A 14,724-nucleotide genomic window follows, 5' to 3' on the forward strand; every position below is an offset into this window, starting at 1 on the left:
AATGAATGTTCTTGATGAGCTTTTAAGCCTTGTTTCCAGTAAAGTCCACATCGCCAAAGGTGTGCTTAGACTGGTAAAGCTGGAAACAAGGTTGGCTGGGATGAGCATATTCCCGCTTCTGGTAACCCTGGTTCTACTGTTTATCATTGTGATTTCAGCGTGGCTTACTTTAATGGTCATATTGGGTTACGGAGTTACTTATTTGTATGACAGCATCATGGTAGCCCTCTCTTGCGTATTTATATTCAATCTTATTGTGCTGGCCCTTTTGCTGAAATATCTATTATTCAATTTAAAAAATATGAGTTTTGCAAAAACCCGTAAGTTTTTAGCCACTCAGGATGGGGATGATGACGACACGAAAGGAGCTGATCTCAGCTATCGAAAAGCTGGAACAAACCTTGCAACAACAACGACACGAAGCGAATAAGCACAAAGCAGGCGCAATTTATTGGTTTAAGTCAAACCGCGCCTTGTTTCTGGCCCTGCTGATTCCTGCTTTTTTTGTAGGTTGGTCTACGGCTAAAAAAATCAGTGTATTAAAATTATTTAAGCAATTTGGCAGTCTGGTTTTCTTAAGTACCATTGCGACTTTAAAGGTAAAAGTGCAAAAGTCCGTGGTAAAAAGCTTGAGTCGTTTAGGTGTCTAATTGGTTAAAGCTGGTGCTCATCTTTTAGCGAGTCTGTTAATTAATTTTTATTTTTTGAGATATTTCTTACAAAACAATAAGAACTCGCTGTCATGACACACTCTGCAAAAAAGTTATACTTACACCAAGGATTGACAGGGAGAGTCTGACAAGGAGTCACTTAGGGATAGAGCCGCAGTTATACCGCAAGGATGCGGTTTTTTATAAATACCATGCCCTCTTTATCTCTCCCTTACCATAACCTCTTTTATACGTCGATGTTTTCCGCTTCCAATGCATTGGCTTCAATGAATTCACGTCTTGGTTCAACTTGATCGCCCATCAACGTTGTAAAAATTTCATCTGCGCCCACTGCATCTTCAATGGTTACTTGCATCATATTTCTTACGGCAGGATCCATGGTGGTTTCCCATAATTGCTCAGGGTTCATTTCTCCAAGACCTTTATATCTTTGGATGGATTGACCACGTTTTGCTTCTTCCATAAGCCAATGTAGTGCCTCGGCAAAATTTTGGATAGCTTTTACCTTATCGCCGCGCTGGATATAAGCTCCTTCTTCCACAATACTGTGCAAATTACCACCTAATTTTATCAACTCCTTGCAATCTTTGGATAAAAAGAGCTCCATGCTCAATAAAATTTCATGCTCCATTCCATGCTGGATAACCATTACTCTTGGCAAATAATGATCGCTCTCTTGATGAAGACAAACATCTACAGTAAATTTCTGTAATTTTGCATCCGCTTCCTGTAAACGAGCTTGAAGCTGCTTAACCCAATATTCAACCCGTTCACGGTGATTGAAATCTTCCTGGGTGAGCAAAGGCAGGTAAGCAAGATTTTTAAGAATTTCAGGATGATAGCGGCGGGAGAAACGCTTAATAATTTTTTCCATGCGTCTACTTTGTCTAACCAACTCCTCCAAAGCTGCACCTTTAATTGCAGGGGCATGAGCGTTTGGATAAAATTCCGCCCCATCCAGGGCCGTTTGGGTTAAGTAGTCATATAAAGCATCATCGTCTTTAACATAACGCTCCTGCCTGCCATTTTTAACTTTATAAAGTGGTGGTTGCGCAATGTAAATATAACCTCTTTCCAATAATTCAGGCATTTGACGATAAAAAAACGTTAATAATAAAGTACGAATATGTGAACCATCTACATCCGCGTCAGTCATGATGATGATGCGATGATAGCGAATTTTATCAGGATCATATTCATCGGGACCTATACCGCAACCTAGAGCAGTGATTAATGTTGCAACTTCCTGTGAGGAAAGCATTTTATCGAAACGGGCTTTTTCAACATTGAGAATTTTACCTTTAAGAGGCAAAATTGCCTGGAATTTGCGATCACGTCCCTGTTTTGCAGAACCTCCCGCAGAATCACCCTCGACGATATACAATTCCGATAATGCTGGATCTTTTTCCTGGCAGTCTGCTAATTTACCTGGTAATCCAGCCACATCCAATGCCCCTTTACGGCGGGTCATATCGCGAGCGCGGCGTGCTGCCTCGCGGGCACGGGCTGCATCGATTATTTTACCGACAATGGTGCGTGCAATTGTTGGATTTTCCAGTAAGAAATCATGTAATTTTTCCGAAACCAACGATTCGACAACAGGTTTTACTTCGGATGAAACCAACTTATCCTTGGTTTGCGAAGAAAACTTAGGATCGGGAACTTTAACCGATAAGACTGCCGTTAACCCTTCGCGCGCATCATCCCCGGTGGTTGTTATTTTAGCTTTTTTAGCAAAACCCTCTGCTTCGATGTAATTATTCAAAGTACGAGTCAATGCACCGCGAAAACCAGCCAAATGAGTACCACCATCGCGTTGCGGGATATTGTTTGTAAAACAAAAAATATTTTCCTGGTAAGAATCATTCCATTGCAAAGCCAACTCCACACTGACGCCTTCTTTCTCGCCCTGCATAGAAAATACCATGGGAATGATTGGAGTTTTATTACGATTTAAATGCTCCACAAATGCTTTTATACCGCCTTCATAGCGAAACGTATCACGTTTATTAGCACGTTCATCAAACAAATGAATGCATACACCGGAATTCAAGAATGACAATTCGCGCAATCGTTTGGCCAAAATATCATAATGAAATTCAATATTGGTAAATGTATTAGCGCTAGGTTTAAACCAGATTTGTGTCCCAGTTGAATCCGCCTCCCCTGTCACTGCTAATGGCGCATCGGGTACACCGTTACGGTAATGCTGCTCATGCACCTTGCCTGAGCGTCGAATCAACAAGTGCAATTCTTCGGAAAGAGCATTGACTACGGAGACGCCTACACCGTGCAAACCGCCGGAAACCTTATAGGAATTATCATCAAACTTACCTCCCGCATGCAGTACGGTCATGATGACTTCTGCCGCTGAGCGGCCTTCTTCTTTATGGATATCTACCGGAATGCCCCGCCCATCATCTTTTACAGTAATCGATTCATCGGCATGAATGGTCACATGAATTTCCCGGCAATATCCAGCCAGAGCTTCATCAATGGAGTTATCAACTACTTCAAAAACCATATGATGCAAACCGGTACCATCATCGGTATCACCGATATACATCCCCGGTCGTTTTCTAACTGCATCCAATCCTTTTAAAACTTTGATGCTGGTTGAATCGTAGCTGGTTTCAACACTCATAAGGTGACCTCATGCCAAAAATATAGGGCGAAAAATAAATGCATTATATCATCTTTCAGCCAGCGTTTACATGTTTGTATGAGCCGCAGCCAATATGAGCGAGAAAAATGATAACTCTTCTCGAAGGATTGATTCACCAGGGCAGACGAAGGTAAGAAGCCATTTACCTTCGTGCTATTACCAATATGTGACGCTGTGATTCGTTGCAACCGCTAATTTTACATCATGGTGCAGCCCCGATCCGGGATGGAACTCACTGCATCTGCAACGACATTGGATATAGCTTCTACCGTATTCACTAGCTGTACTTCACAAGCTTCCTCATTATAAAAGCGAGCCTTGTCTTGCTCGCCCCAGCTTTGCGAACAAAGCGTAACGAGAGGACGAGTGACCAAACTTAACGTGGATTTTATACAGGTTATTAATCCAAATAATATTGATGCGCCTGCTATAATCAAAGCAACCGCAGCATTTTGGCCAAGTGTTTCATCATTGGCGGGATTAGTTCCTAATGTATAGCCAAGCGCAAGTATCCCTTGCCAAATGGCTATGCCTATTCCTGCAGCAAATGCTCCCAATGCAAGTACAGGCACCACCGTTGCCCCAAGAACTTCATCAAAGTAGTCATATCCATCACGAATTTTGTCAAATACGGAGATGCGTGCGAGCGTTTCATTGGCAAGCATCTTAAATACTTGCTCTAAATTTTCCTGTTCAAATAGTGCGTTTATTTTTTCCTGAAATTCTAGGCTCAAAAATTTTAAATGGTCAGCATAATTCTGGAAAAAATTTTTATTTTTGTCCGGGCATTGTTGCTTAGCGCATGCATTACGCATTTCAGCAAAAAAATTAATTGCAAAAGGCATGTGGCCTCCTTTAAAAACGATATCGGCAATAAGTGGCCAAAATTGTAACACATATGGATATTTTTTCTCTATTGTTCCACGTGAAACACTTTCCCATCATTGAGTGAAAAACAAAGAAAATCTTGCAATGCAGCACCAGCAGAAATTAAGTCTTTACTCGTGGCAGTCAAAAAAAACTGCCCAGGGATGGTTTGCAAACATCGAAACAAACGCTGTGCATGGATGTCATCAAGCTCAGCCATCAAATCATCCATGAGATAAATACAGGATTTACCCAGCAATTGGGCTTGTGCCAATTTAAGCGCAATCAAAATTATTTTTTGCTGTCCACGTGAAAAAGTTTGTTTCACTTTAGCAAAATGAGGATTATTGAAAATGATATCAGCTTGATGTGCACCAGACTGGGTGTATTGACGCAAACAGTCACTTTCAAATTGATTCACTAAAATAGTTGCCAGGGAGACGCCGGTATTTTTTTTATCCCAACCTTTCTGATATTCAATGCTACAGGGTATATCGCTGAGTTGCGCAAGCAATGTTTGAAAATCTTGTGACCATACAGAAAAATACTGGCTGCGCAATTGATGTAGCTGTTCACTTAAGCCCACCAGTTGTTCATCCCAGGGCACACATTGTTGATAGGTAGGCTTTTGTCGTAGCAGTGCATTTCTTTGTTTTAACACTCGCTTATAATCACGCCAAAGCAAATGATACCTTTGTTCCACGTGAAACAATCCCCAATCCAGTAAACTGCGTCGAATGGAAGGCCCTGAATCAATGATTTGGAAAATATCTTGATAAAAAACTTGGCAGGGGAGAAATCGGGCAAGTTCACTATTACTTTTACAAGGTTGTTGATTCAATTTTACCAATGTTGGTCCGGAGACGGATTTTAAAATACTGACCGTTTCTTCATTTACAGTACGCGCAAACACGGTAAGTTTAGACTGCGCATAGTTTATTAATGGTGAAATTTCGCGCGTGCGAAATGAATGCCCTGTCCCTAATAAATAAATGGCTTCAAGCAATGAAGTTTTGCCGCTGCCGTTTGCTCCTATAAAAACATTATAGCGAGGATGAAGATCGAGGCGCAGCAGGGCAATATTGCGCAAAGAGTGAATATGCAATTGTTTTAGAGTCATTCGTTATTGCAATGTAGGCGTGACAACAAGATTCATAATATTATACGCAGTTTAGACCGATCCTGTAGTAAAAAAGCATGCCGTAAAAATTACTGATAATAATCAATACAAAATTGGCTATTGCAGGTAAAAATTAGTAACTTATTTCCACTCTACCTGTAAGCTAACAGACAAGCTAAATCTTCATAGGCATAATGACGTATTGATAATGCTCATCAGTCAAGTCTTCTACTAAAATACTGCTTTCTGTATTGGTCATCGATAAACGCAGCTGGCCATCATTGATATGATTCAGCACATCCAATAAATAACTGGCATTGATGCCAATTTTTAGTTCATCACCTTGCGTCTGTGCTTCCAGAGTTTCAATAGCTTCTTCCTGTTCCTGATTATTGGCAATCAGGGTAAGCTGAGATGATTGGACGTGCAGCAGAACTGCCCGTGATTTTTCATGAGCAAGGATAATAATCCGCGATAAAGCACGTTTTAGCAAATCCCGCTCGATAATGACTTGCTTGTCTTGCTCCCTGGGAATGGCTTTGGCATAGGGAGGAAAACGAGCTTCGATGAGTTTGGATAGAAAAGTATATTGACTGGTTATTAATTTAAAATGGCTTTTCCCTACAGAAATGGAAATTTGCTCATCCGTAATATTATTAAGCAAACGCAACATTTCTTGCACTCCTTTGCGCGGCAACAGCAGACGTTGATGTTGATTGCCGGCAGCACAAGGCAGGCGGCAAATAGCCATACGATGCCCGTCGGTAGCTACTGCAGTAATCATTTGTGCATCCAGCTCCAGCAGCAATCCATTCAAAAATACGCGTACGTCTTGTTGCGACATGGCGAAATGGGTGGATTGCAAGAGATGGATTAATTTAAGACGTGGCAGAGAAAATTCAACTTCGCCTACCTCGTCTTCACTGTTAGGATAAGTATCTGCAGGAAGTGTTGCAAGTTTAAATTGACTGCGGCCTTCTTTAATGGTGACAACACCTGCATCGCAGGCAATGATAGGCTGAGCATTGTCTTCAAGAGAACGAATAATATCCACCATCTTTTTAGCAGGTACCGTGATGGCACCTGCAGCTTCCTTAGACTTACAGGGAATACGTGCCGTGATCTCTATTTCTAAATCCGTGCCGGTCAATAAGAGTTCTTTTTCACCCAACTTGATAAGAATATTAGCCAAAACAGCTAACGATTGCTTTTTATCCACTGCACCCGCAACCGTGAGCAAAGGAGATAATAACTCTTGTTTACTAATAGTCAGTTCAAACATAAATTTCTCAATTTACGAGGATAATGTACGCATCAAATTTTTGTAATCTTCAGCAAAATCACCAGCTTCCTGCACCAGTTCTTTCACCTTGCGGCAAGCATGGATAACGGTTGTGTGATCACGCCCACCGAAATGATCGCCAATCTCTGGCAAACTGTGGTTGGTAAGTTCCTTAGCTAACGCCATAGCCATTTGTCTTGGTCTTGCAATGGAACGGCTGCGCCGTTTAGATAAAAGATCAGCCACTTTGACCTTATAATACTCAGCCACGGTTTTTTGGATGTTTTCTATGGTGACCAATTTATCTTGCAGTGCCAATAGATCACGCAATGCATCGCTTACAAACTCAATCGTAATCGGTTTACCAGTGAAATGGGCATTGGCAATAACCCGCCTTAATGCTCCCTCCAGTTCACGCACATTGGAGCGGATGCGTTTGGCTATGAAGAAGGCAACCTCATATGGCAATTCAATGTTTGCAAGTTCGGCCTTGCTGATGAGAATGGCTACGCGTGTTTCCAATTCAGGAGGTTCCACCGCTACGGTTAATCCCCAACCAAATCGCGATTTAAGCCGTTCCTCAACTCCTTCAATTTCTTTTGGATAACGATCACTGGTTAAAATAATTTGCTGCTGACCTTCCAATAATGCATTAAATGTATGGAAAAATTCTTCTTGCGAACGATCTTTATCTGCAAAAAATTGAATGTCATCAATCAGCAAGGCATTCAAAGAGCGGTAGAAACGTTTGAATTCATTGATGGTATTTGTTTGCAATGCCTTAACCATATCGGCCACAAACCGTTCTGAATGCAGATAAAGAACTTTAGCCTCAGGGTTATTTTTAAGGATGGTATTGCCGATTGCGTGCATCAAATGTGTTTTACCAAGTCCTACCCCACCATAAATAAATAGTGGATTGTAAGCATCTCCTGGCCGTTCAGCTACTTGCAAGGCAGCAGCCTTAGCCAACTGGTTGGAATTTCCTTCAACAAAACTGTCAAATACAAATTTTTTGTTCAAGTAACTGTTTTTATAATGATCCGCAGATTTTTTACTGCCTGCCTTAGGGCTTGCAGCTTCCCTTAAAGCTTCTCCGCTTACTGGAATGGAAGAAGGCATATCACCGCCGGGAAGAGGAGTTGTAGCCACTCTGCTACCAATTTCAATGCTAACCAATTTAATGGCATCAGCACTCAACTGGGATACCAACTCTTTGATACGGGAATAAAAATGTTTTTTCACCCAATCAACCACGAAACGATTAGGAGCTAGAAGCAACAAGGTATTTTCTTCTGCTTCAGCCTGTAATGGACGTAACCATGTATTAAATTGCTGAGCAGGATATTCTTCTTGTAACAACTCCAAACATTTCTGCCAAACATTTGCAGACACAGGTAACTCCTCAAAATTCTAGGCTTTGGCAAAAGGAAACCGTACACCATTTCAAAATGATTTATGCATAGACAAAACTGGGTTTGTTTTTAAAAGCTCAACATGATGGTGCAACAGGTGGGCTTAAATCATTTTGACCGCTATAACCAAGTAACCATCTTAAATAGTGCCATTGAATCGACCTCATGGGCAAGTACAAACCATAACAGTAAATCAATAGCTTTTCTGACTTAAGCAAACCAGCTAAAGAATAATCACAATAAAATTGCAAAGAGAGGATTATAACGAAACAAACTCAACTACGTATAGATAATTCCGTGGATAAGATTGAAATAACAAGTTGGATAACATCAGCATAAATTTGCAAAAACTGCTTGTTGGGCTCTTATGCAGATCTTGTTAGCCACTGAAATCAGGATTTATCAACAGGGAATATTTTTAATTAACTATTTGATTTAAAAATAAATTAAAAACAAATCCACATAAAAAAATTTGCTAATAATCAATATAAATAAAAAATTAAATAATTTTGTTTTAATTATAGGATCTGGAATTTTTCTAAAAATAAGCAGCAGAAAAAAAATTTAAGGCGAAAACATTTCAAATAAGTAAAAACGTATAGTGTTTAATAAAAATTGTGGATAACTCTTCATTAAAGTGTTGTAAAAGACGTGTATATAGGGAGCCATGATGCCAATTTAAAGAACTTTCCCCGATATATTCCCTTCTTAAAACAGAGTTTTCAAACAGCTAACCATTTGTGTAACTTATTTAATTTATTTAGTTTTTTTTACTTATGCACAGAAAAAATCTGCTATATAACAAATAAAAAATAAATCATTTTTTAATTTATTATGATTACGTGCATCCATTTCGATAAAAATTTGTAAAAGAGGATGCGACCTAGCCAATGCAACTTAACGTCGGTACGCATCCAGCTTCTGAGCAGCCATGGCAAGTGTTTGACAGTTGATATAAAGTTTTCTATCATTGCCGCCTTGAAAAAATTAATGACAGGTTCATCATGAAACGTACTTTCCAACCCAGCAATCTTAAGCGCAAACGTGATCACGGCTTTCGTGCCCGTATGGCAACACGGACTGGCCGATTGGTGCTGAAACGCCGCCGTGCAAAAGGCCGTAAACGTTTATCTGCTTAAGGGTGTATTGTTTTAATCAAACACGACGCTTATTGAAAAAAAGCGATTATGATTGTGTTTTTAAACAAGCAAAAAAACTGGTAACGTCTGAATTTATTTTTTTATATTGTGAAAACACAGTGGGTCAGGCGCGGCTTGGGTTGGCACTTTCAAAAAAAGTGGTTGCTAAAGCCCATGACAGAAATCGCTTGAAACGTATTGTACGTGAAACCTTTCGTACCAGGCAGTTACCCGCCATTGACATAGTCGTATTAGGTAGGCATGGTGTTGGCAATGTGGACAATTCAATCATAACCACCAAATTAGGTAAGGCATGGGACAAATTATCCGCTTTATGCAAAACATAATTTGCTTTCCGATTAAGCTTTACCGCTATATTCTAAGTCCATTCTTAAGACCTTGTTGCCGTTTTTATCCAAGTTGTTCTCAATATGCCCTAACGGCTATTGAGACATTTGGCATTGGCAAGGGATTACGGTTAGCCTGCTGGCGTTTGTTAAGATGCAACCCGTGGTCTGCTGGAGGCTACGATCCTGTATTACCTGATAAAGAAGAGAAGTTTTAATGGATATTCGACGCATTATATTATTTTCAGCACTGATATTGGTGCTTTATTCATTGTGGACCAGCTGGCAGGCTGATTATCCACCTCCTGCCGTCCATTCGGCTCCGATTGATGGATTGCAGGGCAATACGGCTAATGATCCGCTGCTTCCCTCCATGCCTGGCAGTGAAGCACAAACCGTTGCAACCTCTCCAGTACAAGACACTGAACAGGGCAAAATCATTAAGGTGAAGACTGATGTCCTTGATTTGGCCATCGATTTGCAACATGGAGATATTGTACATGCACAACTACTGGATTATCCGGTTAGCGTTGAGCAAAAAGATAAGCCGTTTACCTTATTGCAAAATAATCCAGAAGAACGTTATGTGGCTAACAGCAGTCTGTTTACCGTAAGCGGACAAACGATAAAGAATGTGGATTTAAATTTTACTGCTGAAAAACAAGAATACAAAATGTCCCCGGATGAACAGCAACTGACTGTTACTTTGCTGGGGAAAACGTCTGCAGGGTTAGAGGTGAAAAAAGAATTTATTTTCACCAAAGACAGCTACCTTATTGAAGTGCGTTATGAAGTGCAAAACCATTCCGCCGACAGCTGGAAAGGGTATATGAATACCCAATTGTTGCGCAGTTCGCCTAAGGAAGATAAATCCAGCATGTTCCACATAGGATCATTCACCGGCGCATCCTATTCAAGTCCTGGCCAGCATCGTTATCAAAAGGTCACATTTAAGGACATGACTAAAAACAATCTGGATACGGAAGCTCAAGGCGGTTGGATTGCCATGCAGCAACATTATTTTTTAAGTGCCTGGGTACCTGATGCAGCTGGTAAAAACCGCTTTTACACCCGTGCTGCTTCTGGTGATTATACCATTGGTACGGTGAGCCAACCGATCCAGGTGGCATCTGGGGAAAATGCTTCCATAAGTTCTAAACTGTATATAGGTCCTGAAGATACCGCAGTTTTAAAAACCATTTCTCCCGGTCTTGAACTCACGGTAGATTATGGCTGGTTGTGGTTTTTATCTTCACTGCTGTTTTCATTGATGAAAGCAATTTATTCGTTCGTCGGCAATTGGGGCTGGTCTATTGTTTTAGTGACGGTATTGATTAAGCTGGCTTTTTATCGTTTATCAGCTACCAGCTATAAATCGATGGCCAACATGCGAAAATTACAACCTAAGCTAACTGCATTGCGTGAACGTTATGGCGATGATAAAGCAAAATTAAGCCAAGCTACGATGGAGTTGTACCGGCAGGAAAAGGTAAATCCATTAGGCGGTTGTTTACCGATTTTAATCCAAATCCCCGTGTTCATCGCATTGTACTGGGTATTGTTGGAAAGCGTGGAATTACGTCAGGCGCCATTCATTTTATGGATTAATGATTTGGCTGCAGCGGATCCCTACCACGTATTGCCCATCATTATGGGAGCTACGATGTTGGTGCAGCAAAAATTGAACCCTGCACCGCCGGATCCCATGCAAGCCCGGATTATGATGTTTTTACCGGTTTTATTCACGGCTTTATTTTGGAGCTTCCCTGCAGGTTTAGTGTTGTATTGGATTGTGAACAATACGCTGTCCATTCTGCAGCAGTGGTATATCACTCGCAAATACAGTGATGATAAGCCGACTAAAAAACTGGCGGCTGTCAAATCAAAATGATGGTAGATACCATTGTTGCTGTCGCTACTCCGCCCGGACGGGGCGGGGTAGGGATAGTGCGTCTTTCGGGCCCCCTGGCCTGTACGATTGCTCAATCCATTACGAAACAAAAAAACATGCCGCCGCGTCTGGCTGTTTATTGCACATTCCACGACCAATCCAGCCAAATCATTGACCAAGGCATTGCCATTTATTTTAAGGCGCCACATTCCTTTACCGGTGATGATGTAGTGGAGTTACAAGGGCATGGCGCTCCCATTGTATTGGATAAATTGGTTGCCGTGTGTGCCGCATTGGGTGCACGCCTGGCAAAACCCGGAGAATTTTCTGAACGCGCTTTTCTTAATAATAAAATTGATTTGACCCAGGCAGAAGCCATTGCTGATTTGATTCACGCAACTTCCGAAACTGCCGCGCGTTTGGCAATGCGCTCATTGCAAGGAGAATTTTCTGCCAGAATCCATAACTTAAACGAACAATTGATTCAATTACGTCTTTATGTTGAAGCTGCTATTGATTTTCCGGAAGAGGAAATTGATTTCCTAAGCGATGGCAAAATTGCCGCACAGTTGGCAAGAGTAATTCAGGAATTGGTATCCATCAAGAAAAATGCCGCCCAAGGCGTTATTTTGCGCGAAGGTTTATCGGTGGTGATTGCCGGACGCCCGAATGCTGGTAAATCGACATTAATCAATGCGCTTTCGGGGAAGGAAGTTGCCATCGTAACCGATATTGCTGGCACCACCCGCGATGTCATGCGTGAACATGTTTTATTGGATGATATTCCAGTCCATTTAATTGACACAGCCGGGTTGCGCGAGAGTGATGATCCTGTGGAAAAAGAAGGGATCCGGCGCGCCTGGGATGAAGTAGAGCGTGCCGATTGTGTGCTTTTCGTTATCGATGCAAACGAAGTACAGCATGAAGTGGCGCGCTTGGATGCTGAAATCCGCAAGGCTTTGCCGGCACAAGTACCAATTCTTCGCGTTTATAATAAGATTGATCAATCCGGTAAAATTAAAAGCGAGGCTGACGCCGTATATATTTCGGCTAAAACCGGGGAAGGATTGATTGTTCTTAAAGAAAAAATCAAAGAAATGGTCGGCTACCATGCGGAAGAAGGCCAGTTTTTAGCACGCAGGAGGCACTTGCAAGCACTGGATGCAGCGCTTAATTTCTTGTGCACTGGCCAAGAACAACTTACCCTGCATAAGGCCGGGGAATTACTGGCAGAAGATTTACGTTTAGCACACCAGGCCTTGTGTGAAATCACCGGCGAGTTTACCTCCGACGACTTGTTAGGCAAAATTTTCTCAAGCTTTTGTATCGGTAAATAAACAATAATTCAATAAATTATCATTTTCCTGATAAAACATACCGTTCCTGTATTTTTCAATTTGCCTTTATAAAACCACCATGAAAAAAATACACACAAAATCTATTGATCTCATTTACAACTCGCTGTAAGGTATTATTTTTGTCTTTTTGTTAATTTTTTGTTTAATTGGGAGGGGTTATTATGGTTGAGTTTGCGTACCGGCCATATCTCGAAAATAAAAGAGCTTTTTTTACGAATCCGCCACGAGACCTCCCGGCTGCAAAAGAAATGGCCGCTGTGGCCAGTTATGATTTTCTGGCAACCCACCGGTTATTACTCGAGCAAGAATGGAGTAATTTATTAGAAAGCCTTAAAAAAAATTCCAAAAACCGGCAAACTTACTGGTTTTATTGTTATTACTGTTGCGCCATGCTTGAATCTTATTATCAGGCGTACGGTAAGCAAGCCGAAGTGAAAAAATACCAAGCTTTATGTGCACAAATTCAATATTTGAGCGGAGAAAATTCGCCACCACATGTCGTTGAGGAAGAATTTTTTAAAGAATTCAAGAAAAAAATCGGCAGCGATTTATCCGAGTTAATAAGTACCCCTTTGCACATTTCAAAAATAAGAGATTGGGTTGCATTCAGCAACATCACCCGTTTACAGATTACTTTTTCGCGAATTACGGTTGCGCAAACGATTAACTTTGCCCGCAGCATGGAATGGTTTGATAAGTGGGATGCTTTTTTCGGTGGACATACCGATGTCGATGGCATGCTCTCTCGTTTAAATAAAGCCAACCCAGTGTTTAACGTACTAAGCGTAGGTTTGTTTGTGGCACGTTTTGTCATTAATGCCGCGATGATGTGCAAGCACGTGTTTATTCCGGCAGAAGCAGAAAAACGCGGACTATTGGCGCGCTTTCAAGATGAGTTAAAAAAACGGCATGCTGTTTTTCTTAATGATTCTGTATGGGCCATGGTTAATTTGACATCCAATTTTGCCGGTTATTTTAATATTTCAGCTCCTGTAGCCAATTGGCTTACAGCAGGGTTTTTATTTTTTGATGTTGCTTTGCTGGCTTACCGCCGTCATCTGGCCGAACAGGATTATTTGACTAAAAAAGAACAATATCGCCTGGAAATTGAAGAAAACAGTGACGATGAAGCATATTGCATTATGGTAAAGGAACAAGCCGCCCAATTGGAAATCAGTTGGCAGGCGCAGCAGGCGAGCTTTAACTTTAATATTGTTGCTGCAATTTTACTAATGAGTGGTTTTTCTGCTTCCTTGCTTCTTGCAATTCCCGCTGCTACGCCAGTTTGTTTTCTCGTATGCACTCTGGCGATTTCCATGTATCTGTCGGCGGATTTATATGGTTCTTATCAAGAAAAAGTGCTGAAAGCGCAGCAGGTCGATTTGACGGCAGCGCAAAAAAATAAAATGGAAGCCGAGGTCGCTGAGGCGCGCGATGAATTTTTATGGAGCATGGTTAAAAATACTGCCATGCCTTTGTTTATCATGTCTTTATTGGCTATATCCTGGCAAGTTGCCTTGATATTTACCGCGGTTTATATTGCTTACGAATGCAGTAAAGGGTATTTGAACTTGATAAAAACAGGGGAAGCTGAGTCGCAACCCGTGCTTTCTTTATAAGGTCGGGGCTAGGTTCACTTGACCCAACAGAGCCTAGCCTTCATGAGATGTGTGCACAGCCTGCGTAATGGTTGTGTAGTGTGAGTTGCTGGGCTTATAACTGTTGCGGATGGTAAAATGCTCCTGAAAATTTACGGTTAATTGCTGAATTTTAGCAAGCATAAAATTCTTCCATTCCGGCACGCGGGAATTACTTTCCCCACGAATTTGATAGCAATGCAATTGCTCTTTCCCCCCTAACTGTCCGTAATGATACGGTTCTACAGTGCGTGGCTTGCCCTTATAGATGAAAGAAACTGTATTTTTGCTTGCCATAGCTTGCTTAAGTTGGTTTTTCACTAAAAGCATAT

Annotated in this window: 14 protein-coding genes; 8 read left to right on the top strand and 6 right to left on the bottom strand. The window is 41.3% G+C overall.

Annotation, left to right across the window (positions count from 1 at the left end; translation table 11 throughout):
* Position 1: 1 nt before the first annotated feature.
* Positions 2-430, top strand: coding sequence for a hypothetical protein (locus ELY11_RS00625; protein ID WP_127032305.1), 429 nt, complete (start codon positions 2-4; stop codon positions 428-430).
* Positions 402-650: a hypothetical protein gene (locus tag ELY11_RS00630; protein ID WP_126953246.1), complete on the top strand. Its 249-nt coding sequence runs from the start codon at positions 402-404 to the stop codon at positions 648-650. The genes ELY11_RS00625 and ELY11_RS00630 overlap by 29 nt, the downstream gene beginning before the upstream one ends.
* Positions 651-897: 247 nt before the next feature.
* On the opposite strand, the gene gyrB is transcribed toward ELY11_RS00630, so the two are convergent.
* From gyrB to dnaA, 5 genes are all read right to left on the bottom strand, one after another.
* Entirely contained in the window at positions 898-3,315 is a 2,418-nt protein-coding gene (gene gyrB / locus ELY11_RS00635; RefSeq protein WP_127032306.1) for a DNA topoisomerase (ATP-hydrolyzing) subunit B, read from the bottom strand.
* A gap of 218 nt (positions 3,316-3,533) precedes the next feature.
* Positions 3,534-4,181 (bottom strand): hypothetical protein, encoded by a 648-nt coding sequence (locus ELY11_RS00640; RefSeq protein WP_126953248.1) that lies wholly within the window; start codon positions 4,179-4,181, stop codon positions 3,534-3,536.
* A gap of 68 nt (positions 4,182-4,249) precedes the next feature.
* On the bottom strand, positions 4,250-5,323 hold the full coding sequence (gene recF, locus ELY11_RS00645) for a DNA replication/repair protein RecF (RefSeq protein WP_126953249.1): 1,074 nt from the start codon (positions 5,321-5,323) through the stop codon (positions 4,250-4,252).
* Positions 5,324-5,498: 175 nt separating this feature from the next.
* Complete coding sequence (gene dnaN / locus ELY11_RS00650; protein ID WP_126953250.1) at positions 5,499-6,605, bottom strand: DNA polymerase III subunit beta; 1,107 nt, start codon at positions 6,603-6,605, stop codon at positions 5,499-5,501.
* 12 nt (positions 6,606-6,617) lie between these two features.
* Positions 6,618-8,000 carry a chromosomal replication initiator protein DnaA gene (dnaA, locus tag ELY11_RS00655; protein ID WP_127032307.1) on the bottom strand — a complete coding sequence of 461 codons (1,383 nt, stop codon included), beginning with the start codon at positions 7,998-8,000 and terminating at the stop codon, positions 6,618-6,620.
* Between the two features lie 1,024 nt (positions 8,001-9,024).
* Here dnaA and rpmH point away from each other — a divergent pair.
* From rpmH to ELY11_RS00685, 6 genes are all read left to right on the top strand, one after another.
* Positions 9,025-9,159 carry a 50S ribosomal protein L34 gene (gene rpmH / locus ELY11_RS00660; RefSeq protein ID WP_126953252.1) on the top strand — a complete coding sequence of 45 codons (135 nt, stop codon included), beginning with the start codon at positions 9,025-9,027 and terminating at the stop codon, positions 9,157-9,159.
* A gap of 32 nt (positions 9,160-9,191) precedes the next feature.
* Complete coding sequence (rnpA, locus tag ELY11_RS00665; RefSeq protein ID WP_233579533.1) at positions 9,192-9,506, top strand: ribonuclease P protein component; 315 nt, start codon at positions 9,192-9,194, stop codon at positions 9,504-9,506.
* Positions 9,494-9,724, top strand: coding sequence for a membrane protein insertion efficiency factor YidD (yidD, locus tag ELY11_RS00670; RefSeq protein WP_456085483.1), 231 nt, complete (start codon positions 9,494-9,496; stop codon positions 9,722-9,724). Before rnpA ends, yidD begins: the two co-directional genes overlap by 13 nt.
* Positions 9,724-11,397: a membrane protein insertase YidC gene (gene yidC / locus ELY11_RS00675; RefSeq protein ID WP_126953255.1), complete on the top strand. Its 1,674-nt coding sequence runs from the start codon at positions 9,724-9,726 to the stop codon at positions 11,395-11,397. The genes yidD and yidC overlap by 1 nt, the downstream gene beginning before the upstream one ends.
* The gene (mnmE, locus tag ELY11_RS00680; RefSeq protein ID WP_126953256.1) at positions 11,394-12,734 is read left to right on the top strand and encodes a tRNA uridine-5-carboxymethylaminomethyl(34) synthesis GTPase MnmE; all 1,341 of its coding nucleotides are present in this window, start codon (positions 11,394-11,396) and stop codon (positions 12,732-12,734) included. Before yidC ends, mnmE begins: the two co-directional genes overlap by 4 nt.
* Before the next feature lie 182 nt (positions 12,735-12,916).
* Positions 12,917-14,374: a hypothetical protein gene (locus tag ELY11_RS00685; protein WP_126953257.1), complete on the top strand. Its 1,458-nt coding sequence runs from the start codon at positions 12,917-12,919 to the stop codon at positions 14,372-14,374.
* A gap of 33 nt (positions 14,375-14,407) precedes the next feature.
* On the opposite strand, the gene ELY11_RS00690 is transcribed toward ELY11_RS00685, so the two are convergent.
* Positions 14,408-14,722: a WYL domain-containing protein gene (locus tag ELY11_RS00690; RefSeq protein WP_126953258.1), complete on the bottom strand. Its 315-nt coding sequence runs from the start codon at positions 14,720-14,722 to the stop codon at positions 14,408-14,410.
* Positions 14,723-14,724: the final 2 nt, after the last annotated feature.

The sequence above is a fragment of the Legionella septentrionalis genome, assembly GCF_003989745.1.
In the GTDB taxonomy this organism is placed as follows: domain Bacteria; phylum Pseudomonadota; class Gammaproteobacteria; order Legionellales; family Legionellaceae; genus Legionella_A; species Legionella_A septentrionalis.

What these genes read in the sequence shown, in the direction of transcription:
- ELY11_RS00625 (WP_127032305.1), top strand. Translation starts at nt 2, where the DNA reads ATGAATGTTCTTGATGAGCTTTTAAGCCTTGTTTCCAGTAAAGTCCAC.
- gyrB (WP_127032306.1), bottom strand. Translation starts at nt 3,315, where the DNA reads ATGAGTGTTGAAACCAGCTACGATTCAACCAGCATCAAAGTTTTAAAA.
- ELY11_RS00640 (WP_126953248.1), bottom strand. Translation starts at nt 4,181, where the DNA reads ATGCCTTTTGCAATTAATTTTTTTGCTGAAATGCGTAATGCATGCGCT.
- recF (WP_126953249.1), bottom strand. Translation starts at nt 5,323, where the DNA reads ATGACTCTAAAACAATTGCATATTCACTCTTTGCGCAATATTGCCCTG.
- dnaN (WP_126953250.1), bottom strand. Translation starts at nt 6,605, where the DNA reads ATGTTTGAACTGACTATTAGTAAACAAGAGTTATTATCTCCTTTGCTC.
- rpmH (WP_126953252.1), top strand. Translation starts at nt 9,025, where the DNA reads ATGAAACGTACTTTCCAACCCAGCAATCTTAAGCGCAAACGTGATCAC.
- yidD (WP_456085483.1), top strand. Translation starts at nt 9,494, where the DNA reads ATGCAAAACATAATTTGCTTTCCGATTAAGCTTTACCGCTATATTCTA.
- yidC (WP_126953255.1), top strand. Translation starts at nt 9,724, where the DNA reads ATGGATATTCGACGCATTATATTATTTTCAGCACTGATATTGGTGCTT.
- mnmE (WP_126953256.1), top strand. Translation starts at nt 11,394, where the DNA reads ATGATGGTAGATACCATTGTTGCTGTCGCTACTCCGCCCGGACGGGGC.
- ELY11_RS00685 (WP_126953257.1), top strand. Translation starts at nt 12,917, where the DNA reads ATGGTTGAGTTTGCGTACCGGCCATATCTCGAAAATAAAAGAGCTTTT.
- ELY11_RS00690 (WP_126953258.1), bottom strand. Translation starts at nt 14,722, where the DNA reads ATGCTTTTAGTGAAAAACCAACTTAAGCAAGCTATGGCAAGCAAAAAT.